This window comes from Polaromonas naphthalenivorans CJ2, from assembly GCF_000015505.1.
Classification (GTDB): domain Bacteria; phylum Pseudomonadota; class Gammaproteobacteria; order Burkholderiales; family Burkholderiaceae_C; genus Polaromonas; species Polaromonas naphthalenivorans.
In genome coordinates, this window is record NC_008781.1 from 1,313,831 (window position 1) to 1,331,144 (window position 17,314).

Here is a 17,314-nt window from a genome sequence, read left to right on the forward strand (position 1 = left end):
CAGAACAACGGAGCAACACACCATGACCTCTTTAGTCATCGCAGAACACGACAACGCCAGCATCCGCCCCGCCACCCTGAACACCGTGACCGCCGCCAGCCAGTGCGGCGGCGAGGTGCATGTGCTGGTGGCCGGCAAGGATGCCGCCGCCGCAGCGCAAGCCGCCAGCCAGATTGCCGGCGTCACCAAGGTCATCCATGTGGACGGCGATCATTTCGCCCACGGCCTGGCCGAGAACATGGCCGCGCAGGTGATTTCCATCGCCAGCGCCTACTCGCACATCCTGTTCCCGGCCACGGCGTCGGGCAAGAACATCGCCCCGCGCGTCGCGGCGCTGCTCGACGTGGGGCAGATTTCCGACATCACCAAGGTCGATGCGGCCGATACGTTCGAGCGCCCGATCTACGCGGGCAACGCCATTGCCATCGTGCAGAGCCTGGACGCTATCAAGGTCATCACCGTGCGCACCACCGGCTTTGACGCGGCAGCGAGCACGGGCGGCGCGGCAGCGATTGAAACGCTGGCCGGCGTGGCCGACAGCGGCAAGTCCTCGTTCCTCGGCTCCGAAATCGCCAAGAGCGACCGTCCCGAACTGACGGCCGCCAAGATCATCGTCTCCGGTGGCCGGGCGCTGGGATCGAGCGAGAAGTTCAATGAAGTCCTGATCCCGCTGGCCGACAAGCTCGGCGCAGCCCTGGGCGCAAGCCGCGCGGCCGTCGATGCGGGTTACGCGCCCAACGACTGGCAGGTCGGGCAGACCGGCAAGATCGTCGCGCCGCAGCTGTACGTGGCCGTGGGCATCTCGGGCGCCATCCAGCATCTGGCCGGCATGAAGGACTCCAAGGTTATCGTGGCGATCAACAAGGACGGCGAAGCGCCCATCTTCAGCGTCGCCGACTACGGGCTGGAGGCCGACTTGTTCACGGCCGTGCCGGAATTGATTGCCGCGCTGTAAGGCAAAAAGACAAGAAGGGCGTCGTGATGGACGCCTTTTTTTTATCTGTACTGCCTGGGTTGCCGGGCAACTGTTGACCTGACTGGAGAGACACAATGAGCTACAAAGCACCCCTCAAGGACATGCTGTTTGATATCAAGCACCTGGCGGGCATCGACCAGATCGCGCAAATCCCCGGCTTTGAAGACGCCGGTTTCGACACCGCTCAGGCCGTGCTCGAAGAATGCGCCAAGTTCAGCGAAGGCGTGCTGTCGCCGCTGAACTGGGAAGGCGACAAGAACCCGTCGAGCTTTCAGTCCGGCGTGGTCACCACGACGCCCGGTTTCAAGGAAGCCTTCAAACAGTACGTCGAAGGCGGCTGGCAGGGCCTGCAGCATCCCGCTGATTTCGGCGGCCAGGGCCTGCCCAAGACGATTGGCGCGGCCTGCGGCGAAATGGCCAATTCGGCCAACATGAGCTTTGCCTTGTGTCCGATGCTGACCGACGGCGCCATCGAAGCCCTGCTGACGGCCGGCTCGGAGGCGCTCAATGCGGTCTATCTGGAAAAAATGATCAGCGGCCAGTGGACCGGCACCATGAACCTGACCGAGCCGCAGGCCGGAAGCGACCTGGCCGCCGTGCGCAGCCGCGCCGAACCGCAGGCTGACGGCAGCTACAAGGTCTTCGGCACCAAGATTTTCATCACCTACGGCGAACACGACATGGCCGAGAACATCGTCCATCTGGTGCTGGCCCGCGCGAGCGGCGCGCCCGAAGGTGTCAAGGGCATCAGCCTGTTTGTCGTTCCCAAGTTCCTGGTCAATGCCGACGGCACGCTGGGCGAGCGCAACGACGTGCACTGCGTCAGCATCGAGCACAAGCTCGGCATCAAGGCTTCGCCCACGGCCGTGCTGCAGTTCGGCGACCACGGCGGCGCGGCCGGCTACCTCGTCGGCGAAGAAAATCGCGGCCTCGAATACATGTTCATCATGATGAACTCGGCGCGCTACGCCGTCGGCGTGCAGGGCATCGCGATTGCCGAGCGCGCTTACCAAAAAGCCGTGGGCTTTGCCAAAGACCGCGTACAGAGCCGCCCGGTCGATGGCTCGATCAAGGCCAGCGCGCCCATCATTCACCACCCCGATGTCAGGCGCATGCTGATGACCATGCGCGCCTATACCGAAGGCTGCCGCGCGATGGCCTCGGTGGCTGCCGCCGCCTACGACGCTACGCATCACCACCCTGATGCCGAGGTGCGCAAGCAGAGCCTGGCTTTTTATGAATTCATGGTGCCGCTGGTCAAGGGCTACAGCACCGAGATGAGCCAGGAAGTCACCTCGCTGGGCGTGCAGGTGCATGGCGGCATGGGTTTCATCGAGGAAACCGGCGCGGCGCAGTATTTCCGCGACGCCCGGATTTTGACGATTTACGAAGGCACGACCGCCATCCAGGCCAACGACCTGATCGGCCGCAAGACCGCGCGCGACGGCGGCCAGATTGCCAAAGGCATCGCCGCGCAGATCGAAGCGACCGAAAACGAATTGCTGGCGCAGGGCAGCGCCGACGCGCTGGCCGTGGCCAAGCGCCTGAAGGCCGCGCGCCAGGCCTTTGTCCAAGTGGTCGAGTTTGTCGCCGCCAACACCCGGACCAGCCCGAATGCGGTGTTTGCCGGCAGCGTGCCTTACCTGATGCTGGCGGGCAATGTGGTGGCGGGCTGGCAGCTGGCGCGTTCGCTGCTGGTGGCCCAGGAGCAACTGGCGCAGGGCGTCGATGCGGCCTTCATGCAGGCCAAGATCACCACCGCCCGGTTTTACGCCGACCACCTGCTGACCAAAGCGCCCGGCATGCGCGACAGCATCGTCGAAGGCGCAGGCAGCGTGAATGCGCTGGCACTGGACGCGTTTTGAGCGCGGCTCAGTATTTGCTTCTTAATTGATAGCTGACTGTGCATGCTAGCCGTGCGCAAAAGCACTTTTTAACTTAAAAATAGATCACGGAGACCCCATGTCCAGACTGCCCGGCGCCCTGAAGCACTTGCCCTTGCCCATCATCGGCTCGCCGCTGTTCATCATCAGCAACCCCCGGCTCGTCATCGAGCAGTGCAAGGCCGGCGTGGTCGGCTCCATGCCGGCGCTCAATGCGCGCCCGGCCGCGCAGCTCGAAGACTGGCTGGCCGAGATCACCGAGACGCTGGCCGCCTACAACCTGGCCCATCCGGACCAGCCGGCCGCGCCCTTCGCCATCAACCAGATCGTGCACAAGTCCAACGACCGGCTCGAACACGACCTGGAAGTCTGCGCGCGCTTCAAGGTGCCCATCGTCATCACCTCGCTGGGCGCGCGCGAAGACCTGAACCAGGCGGTGCACGGCTGGGGCGGCGTCGTGCTGCACGACATCATCAACAACAAGTTCGCCCGCAAGGCGATTGAAAAGGGCGCCGACGGCCTGGTGGCGGTGGCCTGCGGCGCGGGCGGACACGCCGGGGTCAAAAGCCCGTTCGCGCTGGTCCAGGAAATCCGCCAGTGGTTCGACGGCCCGCTGGCGCTGTCGGGCGCCATCTCGACCGGCGGCGGCGTGCTGGCCGCCCAAGCCATGGGCGCCGACTTTGCCTACATCGGCTCGGCCTTCATCGCCACCGAGGAAGCGCGCGCGTCAAGCGCCTACAAGCAGGCGATTGTCGAAGGCGATTCCGACGACATCGTCTATAGCAACCTGTTCACCGGCGTGCACGGCAACTACCTGGCGCCGTCGATCCGCGCCGCCGGCATGGACCCGGACAACCTGCCCGAGAGCGACCCGAGCCAGATGAACTTCGGCGGCGACAAGGCCAAGGCCTGGAAAGACATCTGGGGCTGCGGCCAAGGCATCGGCTCGATCAGCAAGGTGCAAAGCACGGCGGCCTTCGTCGCCCAGCTCAGGCTTGAGTACGAAGCCGCGCGCCAGAGGCTGCTGGCGCAGTAAGCCGGGCTGGCCAGTTGCTCGTTTTTTAAGCCAGAAAGGCCTTTTGCGCACGGCTGGCAAGCGCAGACAGCTATCTAATCAATAGCAGTTTCAGCATTGCTGTCGCCCTGGCCTGCGCCAGCGTCGCCGGTCCGAAGTAAACGTGGGCGTGGTAGTGGCTGTAGAGGTTTTGAGGGCGCCGGGTCATGGGCAACAGGTGCAGGTCAACGCCGGCAAAACAAGCTCCATGGATAACCCCGGCCTTTGTCCTGGAGCGGTGACTACACTCTTGGCTTCGATTCCCTCTTTCAATCCTCCCGGAAAACGCGTACCCATGGATATTTTTATGCTGGCGATGTTTGTCGCCATTGGCGCTCACATGTTCAAGTCGAAGTACCAGAGCCGGCGCATTGCCCTGCTGGGCAGCCATCTCGGGAAATACCAGATTGAAAAACTGATGGAAACGCTGACGGACGGCTACATGCGCGCGCTGGGGGAGGCCGATGGCTCGCGCCGCGAACAGATCTTCAATCTGCTGGGCAGCACCGAGGCATCGCTGTGCGACCAGCTCGGCCGCCTTGCCGTCGAGTTTTCCAAAGTCGATGAAGCCGATGCACGGGTCAGCAAACTGCCCGTGGCCATTCCGTATGCCGACAAGCTGTTTCCCGCCGCCACGTTTGACCTTCGCAAGGCCTTGGCCATCCATGCGCAAGGCATCAACCGCGCGGTGCGCAATGAAGCCAACCGCAGCCCCAAGGCCAAGGCCTTCACCGTGTCGGCCGAGCTGTTCTTGCTGCAACATACCTGCCACTGGTTCTGCAAATCCAAGACCGTCGCTTCTGCCCGCATGCTGGCCCGGCAAAAAACCTCTTATGAGCAGCTGGTCGAGTCCGTGGCGCCCGAAACGCGCAGGGCTTATTGCAGCTTGACGGGGGGCTGATCCGGGTTCGCCAACGGCCAGGCCCGCTGGAAAATCAGGGCTGTCCTGGAGGCACTCCCGTCTGGCAGTGCGCATAAATATCCAGTGCAGGCTGGTAAGCGCTGGTCTGTACGTTCATCAGGCCCAAGACTGAATGGAAATAATTGTCGTGGCTGATGGGCGCGTCAAGCTGCCGCTGCAGGCAGGCCGTGGCGATCTTGCTGCGCTGCTCGAATCCGGGCGACAGCCAGGTGATCCAGGGCACGCGCTTTTGAACGTCGGGCGCAACGCTGTAGGGCATGCCGTGCAGGTAGAGGTTGTTCTCGCCCAGCGACTCGCCGTGGTCGGCCAGGTAGAGCATGGCAGGCGCGTTCTGCGATTCTTGCGCCTTGAGCCACTGGATGCTTGATGTCAGCAGGTGGTCGGTATACACGATGCTGTTGTCGTAGGCATTGACCAGCCCTTGCGGCTCGCAGCTTTGCAGCGAATTGTTGGTGCATTCGGGCAGGAATTTCTTGAACGCGGCCGGCGAGCGCTTGAAATACGCCGGGCCGTGGCTGCCCATCTGGTGCATCACCACTACCACGCCTTTGGCCCGGCGCTCGGCGCTCAAGGCGGCGATGCGCTCGTCCAGGCCGTGCAGCATGACTTCATCGAAGCATTCGCCGCCATCGCACAGGCCGGGCACTTTCAGCTGGCTGGTGTCGGCATTGGGAATGCGGTCGCAGACGCCCTTGCAGCCCGACTGGTTGTCCAGCCAGAGAACGGCCAGGCCAGCGTGCTGCAGCACATCCATCAGGCCTTCGTAATTGGCCGGGCGCGATTCGTAGTTCGCCCGTCCGAAATTTGAAAACATGCACGGCACCGAAGCTGCCGTGCTGGTGCCGCACGACCAGGCGTTGCGCTGGCTGGCGATGTTCTCCTTGGCCAGCCCGGGCGTGGTCGGGCGGCCGTAGCCGTTGACCGCGAAGTTGCCGCTGCGCCCGGTCTCGCCCAGCACCAGCAGCAGCAGCGGCGGCCTGGCCTGCGCCGTGTAGCTGGCGCCCAGTTTGGCGTCTGTGCCCAAAGGCAGGATGGCGGACTCGTCGCGCTGGAACGGCCTGGCGGCGATGGAGCCCAGCGCATAGAAGGAATTGAGCGGATTGATCAGGTAGCGCAGCTGCGTGTTGTTGCGCATCACCGAGGCGAGGCTTTGAAAGAACAGCACCAGCACCAGCACCAGCAGGGCGCAGGTGGCCAGCAGGGCTGCCAGGTTGGAGACGGCCTGCCGCGTGGACGTTTGCAGCCGGATGTGCTGGCGCCACAGCAGCACGCAGGGCAGCCCCGCCAGCACCAGCACCGTGGCCAGCAGGCGCCAGTTGAGCAGGTCGCGCGTCTCGCGCAGGTCGGTTTGCAGCGTGTTGACCATCATGGTCTTGTCGATGACGATGCCGTAGGCCAGCATGAAGTAGGCGCCAAACGCCGCCGACACGCAAAAAAGCATGATCACCGGCTTGAGCGTCCAGCGCCAGGCCAGCAGGCTGAGCAAGCCCGCCGTCGCCAGCCCGATCACCAGCGCCAGGGCGACGCTGACGGTGATGGCCTGGCCGCTGCTCAGGTCAGGCAGGCGCGCCAGCGTGCGCCACAGCGCCACGTTGCACACCGTGGCGATCCAGAAACTGGCCAGCACAACCACCCAGAGCGGGCGCATGCCGGTGTTCAAACCGGAAGGATGAGTGCCGGGTTTGGCGGAGGATGGATCGGGAAGGGTCGAGCGCAGCAGCATAGCGCGGCATTGTAGAAGTGCCGGCTTAGTTCCCGCTTAAGGCAGCAACTGGCGGGCGTGGTGCTTCAGGTGCTCATCCATGAAGGTGGCGATGAAGTAGTAGCCGTGGTCGTAGCCCGCATGGCGGCGCAGCGTGAGCGGCTGGCCGGCCGAGGCGCAGGCGGCCTCGAACAGTTCGGGATGCAGCTGCTCGGCCAGGAATTTGTCGCCCAGGCCCTGGTCGATCAGGATACCGCCGGGGTAGGGCGCGCTTTTGCTGCGCTGCATCAGGGTGCTGGCGTCATGCTCCGGCCAGCCGGATTCGTCGGTGCCGAGGTAGCCGGTGAAGGCCTTGCGGCCCCACGGACACTGGCTGGGCGCGCAGATGGGCGCAAAAGCCGAGACGGACTTGAAAAGATCAGGGTGCCGCAGCGCCAGCGTCAAGGCGCCGTGGCCGCCCATCGAATGGCCGAAGATGCCGATGCGGCCTGCGTCAATCGGCAACCTGTCCGCCAGTACCGGCAGCAATTCAGCGGTGATCCAGCTCTCCATGCGCCAGTGGCGTGACCACGGCGCCTGCGTCGCGTCGAGGTAAAACCCGGCGCCCACGCCGAAATCCCAGCTGTCGGCTTCGCCCGGCACCTTCGCGCCGCGCGGGCTGGTGTCGGGCGCGATCAGCGCCAGGCCCAGCTCGGCGGCCAGGCGCTGGGCGCCGGCCTTGGCCATGAAGGTTTCCTCGTTGCAGGTCAGGCCCGCCAGGTAGAGCAGGGCGGGCACCGGGCCTGTGGATGCCTGCGGCGGCAAAAACACCGAGAACTTCATCGGCAGGCCGATCTCAAGGGACTCGTGCTGGTAAAAGCGCTGCGCGCCGCCAAAGCAGGCGTGCTCGCCGAGCAGCGTCAAGGAGTTGGGATTCATGTAGATACTACTGATTTGATAGCTGCCTGCGCATATCCAGCATGCGCAGAAGGCTGATTTTCTTAGTAAAGCACGACGCCGCGAATCGATTCGCCGCGCTTCATCAACTCAAACCCCTTGTTGATGTCTTCGAGCGGCATGGTGTGCGTGATCAGGTCGTCGATGTTGATCTTGCCTTCCATGTACCAGTCCACGATCTTGGGCACGTCGGTGCGTCCGCGCGCGCCGCCGAAGGCCGAGCCCTCCCACTTACGGCCGGTGACCAACTGGAACGGCCGGGTCGAAATTTCGGCGCCGGCTTCGGCCACGCCGATGATGATGGAGCGGCCCCAGCCCTTGTGCGTGCATTCGAGCGCCTGGCGCATGACCTTGGTGTTGCCGATGCACTCGAAGCTGTAGTCGGCGCCGCCGTCGGTCAATTGAACAATCGCATCGACCACGTTCTCGACTTCCTTGGGGTTGATGAAATGCGTCATGCCGAACTTGCGCGCCATCGCTTCGCGCTCGGGGTTCAGATCGACGCCGATGATCTTGTCGGCGCCGACCATCTTCGCGCCCTGGATCACATTCAGGCCGATGCCGCCCAGGCCGAACACGACGACATTCGCGCCAGCCTCGACCTTGGCCGTGAAGATCACCGCGCCGATGCCGGTGGTCACGCCGCAGCCGATGTAGCAAACCTTGTCGAACGGCGCGTCCTTGCGGATCTTGGCCAGCGAGATCTCGGGCGCAACGGTGTAGTTGCTGAAGGTGCTGGTGCCCATGTAGTGAAAGATCGGCTGGCCGTCCAGGCTGAAGCGGCTGGTGGCGTCGGGCATCAGGCCCTTGCCCTGGGTGCCGCGAATCAGCTGGCACAGATTGGTCTTGCGCGACAGGCAGAACTTGCACTGGCGGCATTCGGGCGTGTAGAGCGGAATGACATGGTCGCCTTTTTGCAGCGAGGTCACGCCGGGGCCGACATCGACCACGATGCCCGCGCCTTCATGGCCGAGGATGGCCGGGAAGATGCCTTCCGGGTCGGCGCCCGAGAGCGTGTAGTAGTCGGTGTGGCAGATGCCGGTGGCCTTGATCTCGACCAGCACCTCGCCGAACTTCGGGCCTTCGAGGTCAACGGTTTCAATGGTCAGGGGCTGGCCTGATTTCCAGGCGACGGCGGCTTTGGTTTTCATGGGTTTGGGGCTTGCGCGCAGGATGAACGATGAGGAGATGCACTATAAGCCAGGCCCGCCGCACCGTGCCGCCAGGGGCTGCTCCGACCGATATTGAAAGGGCTATCGGTCGGTCTATCGGTCGGTCGATGCGCTCCAGCGGCTGCCCCAGCCATTGCCTTGCGCCTTGTCCATGCTGCGGCGGTCGCGCTTGGTCGGCCTGCCATGCTCCAGGCTGCTGGCCGGGTCGCTGGCCAGGTGCCGCTGTTCGGCGGCCTGGGCCTTGAGCGCCAGGCTTTCCTGGGTTTCCTCATACAGCTGATGCGCCACCGGCGCCGCCCCGCGCTGGCTGCTGATGCCGCGCACCAGCAGCGTGCGGGTGAGCGGCCCCTGCCTGAGCGTCACGGTGTCGCCGGCCTTGACCTCGCGCGACGGCTTGGCTTCCAGGTCATTGATGCGAACCCGTCCCTTGTCGATTTCCTCGACCGCCAGTGAACGCGTCTTGTAGAACCGGGCGGCCCAGAGCCATTTGTCGATACGCAATTTATCCATTCAATATCCTCCTGTAGTCTTATTTTGGACCAGCGGCAGGCGCACCGTGGCGTCCAGGCCCATCACCCCACCATGACCATGCCGATTTTCCAGTGCAATGCTGCCGTCCAGCGCCTGCACGATTTCCCGGCAGATCGCCAGGCCCAGCCCGGAGCCGTGGTGCACATTGCCGGCTGAAAACGGCTGGTACAGGCGCGCCGCCAGTTCGGCCGCAATGCCGGGGCCGCTGTCGCTGACGCTCAAGGTCGCGTGGCTGGCATCGCACACGGTGCGCACCGTCAGCGTGCCGCCCGGCGGCGTGTGCCTGATGGCGTTGTGCAGCAGGTTGCGCGTCAGCTCGCCCAGCATCCATTCATGCGCCTGAACCCGGGCGGGCTGCGTCTCGATGCTGAAGTCAATGTCCTTTTCGGCAATCAGCGGCGACACATCGAGCGCCACCTGGCGCACCACTTGCGCCAGGTCGATGGCCTGCTGCTCGGGCTGCTGGCGCAACTGCTCGACCTTGGCCAGGGCCAGCATCTGGTTGGCCAGCAGCGTGGCGCGGTCCACGGTCTGGCTGATGTCGGCCAGCGCTTCGTGCGCGTCCATGTCGCCGCGCAGGGCCGACTGCACCTGCACTTTGAGCACTGCCAGCGGGGTGCGCAACTGGTGGGCGGTGTCGCGCACAAAGCGTTTCTGGTTCTCCAGCAGATGCTGCAGGCGGCCCATGACCTCGTTGGTGGCCTCGACCAGCGGCAGCAACTCGCGCGGTGCATCGCGCGCGCTGATGGGCGTCAGGTCGCCTTCGGGGCGGGCCTGCAACTCGGCGCTGAGGCGGCGCACCGGGCGGGTGGCGCGCTGCACCACGATCACCACCACCAGCGCAATCACGGCCAGCAGCAGGGCCTGGCGCCACAGCGTGTCAACCAGTATCTTGCGCGCCAGCGTGGTGCGCAGCTCCAGGGTTTCGGCGACCTGGATGACGGCCATGCCGCGCCCCGTGCCGCTGGCAACGGGCTGCAGCAGCACCGCCACGCGGACTGCTTCGCCCTGGTAAACATCGTCGTAAAAATCCACCAGCGCCGCATACGGCGGCCTGGCCTGGATGCGGCCGCGCCAGAAAGGCAGCTCCCTGAAACCCGACACCATGTCGCCGCCCAGGCTGGACACGCGGTAGAAAAGCCGGCTCTGGTTGTCGGCCTCGAAGGCTTCCAGCGCGGCGTAGGGAACGGTGACGCGTAGCGTGGACTGTTCGTCGTAGCCGGTCACGTCGAGCTGCTCGCCAATCGACTTGGCCGAGGCCAGCAAGGTGCGGTCGTAGGCGGTGTTGATGGCGCTGAAGGCCTGCTGGTACAAGCCCACGGTGTTCATGATGACGAGCAGGCCGACCGGCAAAAGAATGCCGATCAAAAGATAACGCCTGAGTGAGATGGCCCCCACGCTTTTCACTTCATGATTCACGCATCCACCTTCAGCAAGTAGCCCAGGCCGCGCAGCGTGACCAGCTTGACGCCGGTGCCCAGCAGTTTTTTGCGCAGCCGGTACACCACGACTTCGACCGCCTCGTACTGCACCTCGGCTTCGCCCGGAAACACCAGTTCGAACAACCGTTCCTTGGACACCGCATGGCCGGGCTTGACGATGAGCGCCTGCAGCAGCGCCAGCTCGCGCGGCGTGAGTTCCAGCACCAGGCCCTGGTGGTAGATCGCGCCACTCTCTTTTTCATAGCGAAGTGTTCCCGCCAGATAAGCGGTAGAGGCTGATTCGGTGCTTGAAGAAGGGCGGCGGCGGCTCAGGGCGCGCAGCCGGGCCTCCAACTCGTCCAGATCGAAGGGCTTGGGCAGGTAGTCGTCGGCGCCGGTATTGAGCCCGATGATGCGGTCGCCCACGGTGCCGCGCGCCGTCAGGATCAGCACCGGCGTGGCCAGCCCCTGGCGGCGCGCCTGCTCCAGCACCTGCAGGCCGTCCAGCCCGGGCAGGCTGAGGTCTAGCACCACCACGTCGGGCTGGGCCGCCGTCCATTGCGCCACGGCCAGCCGGCCGTCGGTGCAGGCGCACACGTCGATGCCGCGCCGGCTCAGGGCGCGCTGCAGGGCGGTTTGCATGGAGGCATCATCTTCAATCAGCAGCAGTTTCAGGGTCAAGGTCATGGCTTGGACATTAGCACTTTCCCCTAGGTTTCAGGACAGCCACTTGACAGCCACGGCGCGCATCATCAAGGTGTTGACACCACTACAAGGAGACATCCATGCGTCGCGACACTTTTTTGAAATCCATGGCGGCCCTGGCGGCTGCAGGTAGCTTCCCGCTGTCGGCTTTTGCCGCCGCCAATGTCAAGATGATGATTCCGGCCAATCCGGGCGGCGGCTGGGACACCACCGGCCGCGCCCTGGGCAAGGCCTTGACCGATTCCGGCGCGGCGGCCACCGTGAGCTATGACAACAAGGGCGGCGCCGCCGGCGCCCTGGGCCTGGCGCAGTTCGTCAATGGCAGCAAGGGCGACCCCAACGCCATCATGGTGATGGGCGCGGTCATGCTGGGCGGCCTGATCACCGGCAAGCCGCCGGTCAGCCTGAGCCAGGCCACGCCGATTGCCCGCCTGTCGAGCGAATACAACGTGTTCGTGGTGCCGGCCAGCTCGCCCTTCAAGTCCATGAAGGAAGTGATCGAGCAGCTCAAGAAAGACCCCGGCAGCGTGAAATGGGGCGGCGGCTCGCGCGGCTCCACCGAGCACATCGCAGCGGCCATGATTGCGCGTGAAGTCGGCGTTGATCCGGCCAAGATCAACTACGTCGCTTTCCGGGGCGGCGGCGAAGCCACGGCCGCCGTGCTGGGCGGCAACGTGACGGTGGGCGGCAGCGGCTACAGCGAGTTCGCCGAATACATCAACACCGGCAAGATGAAGGCGCTGGCCGTCACTTCAGAGGCGCGCCTGAAGGGGGTGAATGTCCCGACGCTCAAGGAGCAGGGCATCAATGTCGTGATCGGCAACTGGCGCGGCGTGTATGGCGCGCCGGGCATCACGCCGGCGCAACGCCAGGCGCTGACCGACATGATCCTCGTGGCCCTGAAGTCCAAAACCTGGATCGAAGCGTCCGAGAAAAACAACTGGACGCCCGCCGTGCTGACCGGCCCGGCCTTCGAGAAATTCGTCGATGACGACTTTGCCGCCCTGCGCGCCACCATGGTCAAGTCCGGCATGGTCTGAGGCCTGTCCTGGCAGGTATTCAGGACTTGGCAAACAAATAACTTCCCGTCATTCCCGCGCAGGCGGGAATCCAGCCGCACTACCCAGGCGCAACGCTTATTGAACCACCGCACTGGATACCCGCACCCGATCAGGTCGAGGGCAGGCTCTGCGCGGGTATGACGGCGCCGTGCGGCGGGGAAATGAGATCAGAAGGTAAAAATCCATGACACAACAAAAAAATCCCTTCCTGCTGCAGACGCTGGTCGGCTTGGGCGTCGTGCTGATCGGCCTGGGGCTGGCCGTGGGTGCGTTCAGCATTCCGTCGGCTTCCGGCTACGGCGGCGTCGGCCCGAACTTTCTGCCCTGGATGGTTTCCCTGTCGCTGCTGGTCTGCGGCGGCTTCATCGTCTGGGAATCCCGGACCGGCGGTTTTCGCGCCATGGACGATGCCGGCGACGGTCCCGCGCCGTACTGGACCGGCTTTGCGTGGATGTCGGCCGGCTTGCTGGCCAATGCCGCACTGATCACAACCATCGGTTTTATCTTCAGCTGCACCTTGTGCTTTGTGCTGGCGGTTCAGGGCCTGCAAAGCGCCGAGGGCCGCCCGGACAGGCGACCCGTGGCCTGGCTGAAAGACGTGCTGATCGGCATGGCCATCGCGGCCCCCGTTTACTGGATGTTCACGCAATTCCTGGCCATCAACCTGCCAGGACTCACCTCAACTGGATGGCTTTAAGCCAGGCACTCATGGATATTTTCAACCAGCTGCTGCAGGGCTTTGCCACCGCAGCCACGCCCATCAACCTGATCTGGTGTTTTGTCGGCTGCGCCCTGGGAACCGCCATTGGCGTGCTGCCCGGCATTGGCCCGGCCGTGGCGGTGGCCATGCTGCTGCCGATCACCGTCAAGGTCGAGGCCACGGCGTCGATGATCTTTTTCGCCGGCATTTATTACGGCGCCATGTACGGCGGCTCGACCACGTCCATCCTGCTCAATACGCCGGGGGAAACGGCCAGCATGGTCACCGCCATGGAAGGCAACCGGATGGCCAAGAGCGGCCGGGCCGGGGCGGCGCTGGCAACGGCGGCCATCGGCTCCTTTGTCGCCGGCTCGATTGCCACGGTGATGGTCACGCTGTTTGCGCCCATCGTGGCTGACCTGGCCGTCAAGCTGGGACCGCCCGAATACTTCATGCTGATGCTGCTGGCCTTCACCACCGTGAGCGCGGTGCTGGGCAAAAGCACTGTGCGCGGCATGACGGCGCTGTTTGTCGGGCTGGCCGCGGGCCTGGTCGGGCTGGACCAGATTTCGGCCCAGGCGCGCTACACCGGCGGTGTTCCCGAACTGCTCGACGGCATTGAAATCGTGCTGGTCGCCGTGGGCCTGTTTGCCGTGGCCGAAGCCATGTACGCAGTGCTGTACGAAGGCCGCATTGTCGAGTCGCAGAACAAGCTGAGCCGGGTTCACATGACGAAAAGGGACTGGCGCCGTTCCTGGCCTGCCTGGCTGCGCGGCGCGGCCATTGGCGTGCCTTTTGGCTGCATTCCGGCCGGCGGCACCGAGATTCCGACCTTTCTGAGTTATGCCACCGAAAAGAAGATGGCCAAGCCAGAAGACCGCGCCGAGTTCGGCAAGGCCGGCGCGATTGAAGGCGTGGCCGGCCCGGAAGCTGCCAACAATGCCACCGTAACGGCGGCCATGATTCCGCTGCTGACGCTGGGCATTCCGACCTCGAACACCACGGCGATTTTGCTGGGCGCCTTCCAGAACTACGGTATCCAGCCCGGCCCGCAGCTGTTCACGACCTCCTCGTCGCTGGTCTGGGCCTTGATTGCCTCGCTCTACATCGGCAACGTGATGCTGCTGGTGCTCAACTTGCCGCTGGTCGGCCTGTGGGTCAAGCTGCTGAAAATCCCCAAGCCTTACCTCTACGCCGGCATCTTGATTTTCGCCACCGTCGGTGTGTATGGCATGCGCCAGAGCGCGTTTGATCTGTTCCTGCTGTACGGCATTGGCGTGCTGGGCGTGGTCATGCGGCGCTTCGACTTTCCGACCGCGCCGGTCGTGGTCGGCATGATCCTCGGGCCTCTGGCCGAGGCGCAGCTGCGCAATGCGATGTCGATTGGCGAGGGCAGCGCGATGGTGTTCATCCAGCGCCCGGTGTCGCTGATCCTGATCGTGGTGGTGGTGGCGATATTGGTGCTGCCACGCCTGGCCAAGCGCTGGGTGGCGCGCAAGGCTTTGGCATGATTTTGTGGGCAACAAGCCTCTAAAAAAACCAGGAGACATCATGCTGAAAACTCAACGACGCAGCGTTTTGGGCGGGCTGGCCATCGCCGCACTGGGTGGGGTTACACCGCTATGGGCGCAGACGGCCAAATCCGTCGCCAGTGCAGCGCCCAATGCCAATGCGCTCAAGCTGGCGCCCCGGCTGCGCATCGTGATCCCGGCCAATGCCGGGGGCGGCTGGGACCAGACCGGCCGCGCGCTGGGCACGGCCTTGCTCGGTTCAGGCGCGGCCGATGAGATCGAGTATGAAAACAAGGGCGGCAAGGGCGGCACCGTCGGGCTGGCCTATTACGCCGACAAATACAGCAACGACCCCAACACGCTGCTGATGGGCGGCATGGTCATGGTGGGGGCGGTGGCGCTGCAAAAGCCGGCGGTGGACATGAGCCGCATCCAGCCCATCGCCCGCCTGACCAGCGATTACCTGGTGATGGTGGTGGCGGCCAGCTCGCCGATTCGCAACGTCGGCGACCTGGCCGGGCGCATGCGCGCCAACCCGAAAGAGGTGCCGATTGCCGGTGGCTCGGCCGGCGGCGTGGACCATGTGTTCGCGGGCGTGTTCACCCGCGGCTCCCGCACCAGCCCGGAGGAACTGGTTTACCTGCCCTTTGCGGGCGGCGCCGAGGTGGTGCAGGCGGTGCTGGGCGGCAAGGCCGTCGCCGGCATTTCCGGCTACAGCGAATTCAGCGAGCAACTCGCCAGTGGCAAGCTGCGCGCCATCGGCGTGTCGTCCAAGCGCTCGATGTTTGGCATTCCCGCCATCCGCGAGCAGGGCATTGATGCCGACATGGCCAACTGGCGCGGCGTGTTCACCGGCCAGGGCGTCAGCGCCGCCCGTCAGGCCGGGATGGTCGAGGCCATGAAGCTCGCCATCACCCACGAGTCGTGGCAAAAAACGCTGAAGCAAAACCACTGGGAATCGTCCTGGCTGGCAGGCCCCGGCTTCACCAACTTCATCGACCTGGACCTGACCACTTCGCGGGTGATGACCTACCTGCTCAAGCTCAAAGCCTGAACCGGGCGCACCGGGCAAAGCCCTTGGCGCCGGTAATTTTTCCCCGGCAAGGGAAGTACTGAAAACCTCTGGAAACATGGAGGCCCTATTCGTTTTATTTAAAAAAATGACAGGAGACAACCGAGATGACATCCAGGTTTTTAAGTACTTTTGCCGCAGTAGCGGCACTCTTGGGCGGTGCGGCACAGGCTGCCGTCAATCTGCCCCAACTCAACATTGACACCACGCAGACCACCGTCTCAGGACTTTCGTCCGGCGGCTTCATGGCGGCGCAACTGCATGTGGCGTATTCCGCGACCTTCGCAAAAGGCGCCGGCATCGTCGCCGGCGGGCCGTTCTACTGCGCCGAGGGCTCCATCGTGAATGCCACCGGGCGCTGCATGGCCAGTCCCGCAGGCATCCCCACCAGCACGCTGGTCAGCACCACCAACAGCTGGGCCAGCCAGGGCATCATCGACCCGGTGGTGAATCTTCAGAGTTCAAAGGTGTACCTGTTTTCAGGCTCCATCGACAGCACCGTCAAGACGGGCGTGATGGATGCGCTCAAGACCTACTACAACAGCTTTGTGCCGGCTGCCAACGTGGTCTATAAAAAGGACATCGCCGCCGAGCACGCCATGATCACCGACGACTACGGCAGCACCTGTTCGACCAAGGGCTCGCCCTACATCAACGACTGCAATTTCGACCTGGCCGGCGCGATGCTGGCGCATTTCTACGGCACCCTGAACCCGCGCAACAGCGGCACGCTGGCCGCTGGCAACTTCGTGGAATTCAACCAGAGCCAGTTCATCACCGGCCACGGCATGGCGCCCACCGGCTGGGCCTACATTCCGCAAGCCTGCACGGCGGGCAGCCAGTGCCGCGTGCATGTGGTGCTGCACGGCTGCCAGCAAAACGTCACGCTGGTGCAGCAGCAGTACGTGCGCAACACCGGCTACAACCGCTGGGCCGACAGCAACAACCTGGTGATGATCTATCCGCAGACCAGCACCCAGGCCACCAACAGCTGCTGGGACTGGTGGGGTTACGACAACGCCAGCTACGCCAAAAAGTCCGGCCCGCAGATGGCCGCGATCAAGGCCATGGTGGACCAGGTTTCCGCAGGCGGCACCACGCCGCCTCCGGCCGCGCTGCCCGCACCGACCGGGGTTGCCACCTCCAATGCAACGGCCAGCAGCATGACCATCAGCTGGAATGCCGTGACGGGCGCCGCCAGCTATAACGTCTATCGCAACGCCAGCAAGACCAATGCCCTGCCGGTGACCGCAACCAGCTACGGCGACACGGGCCTGGCCGCTGCCACCACCTACAGCTGGACCGTCACGGCGGTGGACGGCAGCAACGCGCAAAGCGTGGCGTCCACCGCTGCTGCGGGCACCACCACGGGAACACCGCCGCCCACGGCGACCTGCTACACCGCGTCCAACTACGCGCACACCATGGCAGGACGCGCGTATGTGCTCGGTGGCTACACCTATGCCAACGGCTCTGGCCAGTACATGGGCTTGTGGAATATCTACGCCAGCACGACGCTGAAGATGACGGGCAGCAATTACTACGTGATTGGCACCTGCTCCTGACGTCTGGGCGCGCCAGGCGGAAAACATCGCGAAGAATGTTTTCCGGCTCCCCAGCCAGATCAGGAAAATTGTTGAGCCACGGGCCTGCTAGAGCGGTTTCGTT

The 17,314-nt window shown here is 64.3% G+C and carries 15 protein-coding genes; 9 read left to right on the forward strand and 6 right to left on the reverse strand.

Translation table 11 applies throughout. The features are described 5' to 3' along the window. The first annotated feature begins 22 nt into the window (after positions 1 to 22). From PNAP_RS06130 to PNAP_RS06145, 4 genes are all read left to right on the forward strand, one after another. On the forward strand, positions 23 to 955 hold the full coding sequence (locus PNAP_RS06130) for an electron transfer flavoprotein subunit alpha/FixB family protein (protein ID WP_011800632.1): 933 nt from the start codon (positions 23 to 25) through the stop codon (positions 953 to 955). A 95-nt stretch (positions 956 to 1,050) separates the two neighbouring features. Continuing rightward, complete coding sequence (locus tag PNAP_RS06135; RefSeq protein ID WP_011800633.1) at positions 1,051 to 2,841, forward strand: acyl-CoA dehydrogenase; 1,791 nt, start codon at positions 1,051 to 1,053, stop codon at positions 2,839 to 2,841. Positions 2,842 to 2,938: 97 nt separating this feature from the next. Further along, entirely contained in the window at positions 2,939 to 3,895 is a 957-nt protein-coding gene (locus PNAP_RS06140; protein WP_011800634.1) for an NAD(P)H-dependent flavin oxidoreductase, read from the forward strand. A gap of 313 nt (positions 3,896 to 4,208) precedes the next feature. Next, positions 4,209 to 4,814, forward strand: coding sequence for a hypothetical protein (locus PNAP_RS06145; RefSeq protein WP_041376563.1), 606 nt, complete (start codon positions 4,209 to 4,211; stop codon positions 4,812 to 4,814). A 34-nt stretch (positions 4,815 to 4,848) separates the two neighbouring features. Here PNAP_RS06145 and PNAP_RS06150 read toward each other — a convergent pair whose 3' ends face one another. The 6 genes from PNAP_RS06150 to PNAP_RS06175 all read right to left on the reverse strand — a co-directional run bounded on the left by PNAP_RS06150 (position 4,849) and on the right by PNAP_RS06175 (position 11,284). Then, positions 4,849 to 6,558, reverse strand: a complete 1,710-nt coding sequence (locus PNAP_RS06150) for a phosphoethanolamine transferase (protein ID WP_011800636.1) — start codon at positions 6,556 to 6,558, stop codon at positions 4,849 to 4,851. A gap of 36 nt (positions 6,559 to 6,594) precedes the next feature. Further along, on the reverse strand, positions 6,595 to 7,455 hold the full coding sequence (fghA, locus tag PNAP_RS06155; RefSeq protein ID WP_011800637.1) for an S-formylglutathione hydrolase: 861 nt from the start codon (positions 7,453 to 7,455) through the stop codon (positions 6,595 to 6,597). 62 nt (positions 7,456 to 7,517) lie between these two features. Next, positions 7,518 to 8,624 (reverse strand): S-(hydroxymethyl)glutathione dehydrogenase/class III alcohol dehydrogenase, encoded by a 1,107-nt coding sequence (locus PNAP_RS06160; protein ID WP_011800638.1) that lies wholly within the window; start codon positions 8,622 to 8,624, stop codon positions 7,518 to 7,520. Between the two features lie 114 nt (positions 8,625 to 8,738). After that, positions 8,739 to 9,155 carry an RNA-binding S4 domain-containing protein gene (locus tag PNAP_RS06165; RefSeq protein WP_011800639.1) on the reverse strand — a complete coding sequence of 139 codons (417 nt, stop codon included), beginning with the start codon at positions 9,153 to 9,155 and terminating at the stop codon, positions 8,739 to 8,741. Continuing rightward, entirely contained in the window at positions 9,156 to 10,505 is a 1,350-nt protein-coding gene (locus PNAP_RS06170; protein WP_232290796.1) for a sensor histidine kinase, read from the reverse strand. A gap of 86 nt (positions 10,506 to 10,591) precedes the next feature. After that, a complete protein-coding gene (locus tag PNAP_RS06175) occupies positions 10,592 to 11,284 on the reverse strand; it encodes a response regulator transcription factor (protein WP_011800641.1) in 693 nt (230 codons plus the stop codon). 98 nt (positions 11,285 to 11,382) lie between these two features. Here PNAP_RS06175 and PNAP_RS06180 point away from each other — a divergent pair, with 98 nt between their 5' ends. The 5 genes from PNAP_RS06180 to PNAP_RS06200 all read left to right on the forward strand — a co-directional run bounded on the left by PNAP_RS06180 (position 11,383) and on the right by PNAP_RS06200 (position 17,211). Beyond that, entirely contained in the window at positions 11,383 to 12,342 is a 960-nt protein-coding gene (locus PNAP_RS06180; RefSeq protein WP_011800642.1) for a Bug family tripartite tricarboxylate transporter substrate binding protein, read from the forward strand. A 205-nt stretch (positions 12,343 to 12,547) separates the two neighbouring features. Beyond that, positions 12,548 to 13,060, forward strand: coding sequence for a tripartite tricarboxylate transporter TctB family protein (locus PNAP_RS06185; RefSeq protein WP_011800643.1), 513 nt, complete (start codon positions 12,548 to 12,550; stop codon positions 13,058 to 13,060). Between the two features lie 11 nt (positions 13,061 to 13,071). Further along, positions 13,072 to 14,574 carry a tripartite tricarboxylate transporter permease gene (locus PNAP_RS06190; protein ID WP_041376564.1) on the forward strand — a complete coding sequence of 501 codons (1,503 nt, stop codon included), beginning with the start codon at positions 13,072 to 13,074 and terminating at the stop codon, positions 14,572 to 14,574. Positions 14,575 to 14,614: 40 nt separating this feature from the next. Beyond that, positions 14,615 to 15,628 (forward strand): Bug family tripartite tricarboxylate transporter substrate binding protein, encoded by a 1,014-nt coding sequence (locus tag PNAP_RS06195; protein ID WP_011800645.1) that lies wholly within the window; start codon positions 14,615 to 14,617, stop codon positions 15,626 to 15,628. A gap of 125 nt (positions 15,629 to 15,753) precedes the next feature. Next, complete coding sequence (locus tag PNAP_RS06200) at positions 15,754 to 17,211, forward strand: extracellular catalytic domain type 2 short-chain-length polyhydroxyalkanoate depolymerase (protein ID WP_011800646.1); 1,458 nt, start codon at positions 15,754 to 15,756, stop codon at positions 17,209 to 17,211. The last annotated feature ends 103 nt before the right edge of the window (positions 17,212 to 17,314 follow it).

Coding starts and splice junctions, on each gene's coding strand:
- PNAP_RS06185 (WP_011800643.1), top strand. CDS start 12,548: ATGACACAACAAAAAAATCCCTTCCTGCTGCAGACGCTGGTCGGCTTG.
- PNAP_RS06200 (WP_011800646.1), top strand. CDS start 15,754: ATGACATCCAGGTTTTTAAGTACTTTTGCCGCAGTAGCGGCACTCTTG.
- PNAP_RS06150 (WP_011800636.1), bottom strand. CDS start 6,558: ATGCTGCTGCGCTCGACCCTTCCCGATCCATCCTCCGCCAAACCCGGC.
- PNAP_RS06180 (WP_011800642.1), top strand. CDS start 11,383: ATGCGTCGCGACACTTTTTTGAAATCCATGGCGGCCCTGGCGGCTGCA.
- PNAP_RS06145 (WP_041376563.1), top strand. CDS start 4,209: ATGGATATTTTTATGCTGGCGATGTTTGTCGCCATTGGCGCTCACATG.
- PNAP_RS06195 (WP_011800645.1), top strand. CDS start 14,615: ATGCTGAAAACTCAACGACGCAGCGTTTTGGGCGGGCTGGCCATCGCC.
- PNAP_RS06135 (WP_011800633.1), top strand. CDS start 1,051: ATGAGCTACAAAGCACCCCTCAAGGACATGCTGTTTGATATCAAGCAC.
- fghA (WP_011800637.1), bottom strand. CDS start 7,455: ATGAATCCCAACTCCTTGACGCTGCTCGGCGAGCACGCCTGCTTTGGC.
- PNAP_RS06140 (WP_011800634.1), top strand. CDS start 2,939: ATGTCCAGACTGCCCGGCGCCCTGAAGCACTTGCCCTTGCCCATCATC.
- PNAP_RS06170 (WP_232290796.1), bottom strand. CDS start 10,505: ATGAACACCGTGGGCTTGTACCAGCAGGCCTTCAGCGCCATCAACACC.
- PNAP_RS06130 (WP_011800632.1), top strand. CDS start 23: ATGACCTCTTTAGTCATCGCAGAACACGACAACGCCAGCATCCGCCCC.
- PNAP_RS06165 (WP_011800639.1), bottom strand. CDS start 9,155: ATGGATAAATTGCGTATCGACAAATGGCTCTGGGCCGCCCGGTTCTAC.
- PNAP_RS06160 (WP_011800638.1), bottom strand. CDS start 8,624: ATGAAAACCAAAGCCGCCGTCGCCTGGAAATCAGGCCAGCCCCTGACC.
- PNAP_RS06190 (WP_041376564.1), top strand. CDS start 13,072: ATGGATATTTTCAACCAGCTGCTGCAGGGCTTTGCCACCGCAGCCACG.
- PNAP_RS06175 (WP_011800641.1), bottom strand. CDS start 11,284: ATGACCTTGACCCTGAAACTGCTGCTGATTGAAGATGATGCCTCCATG.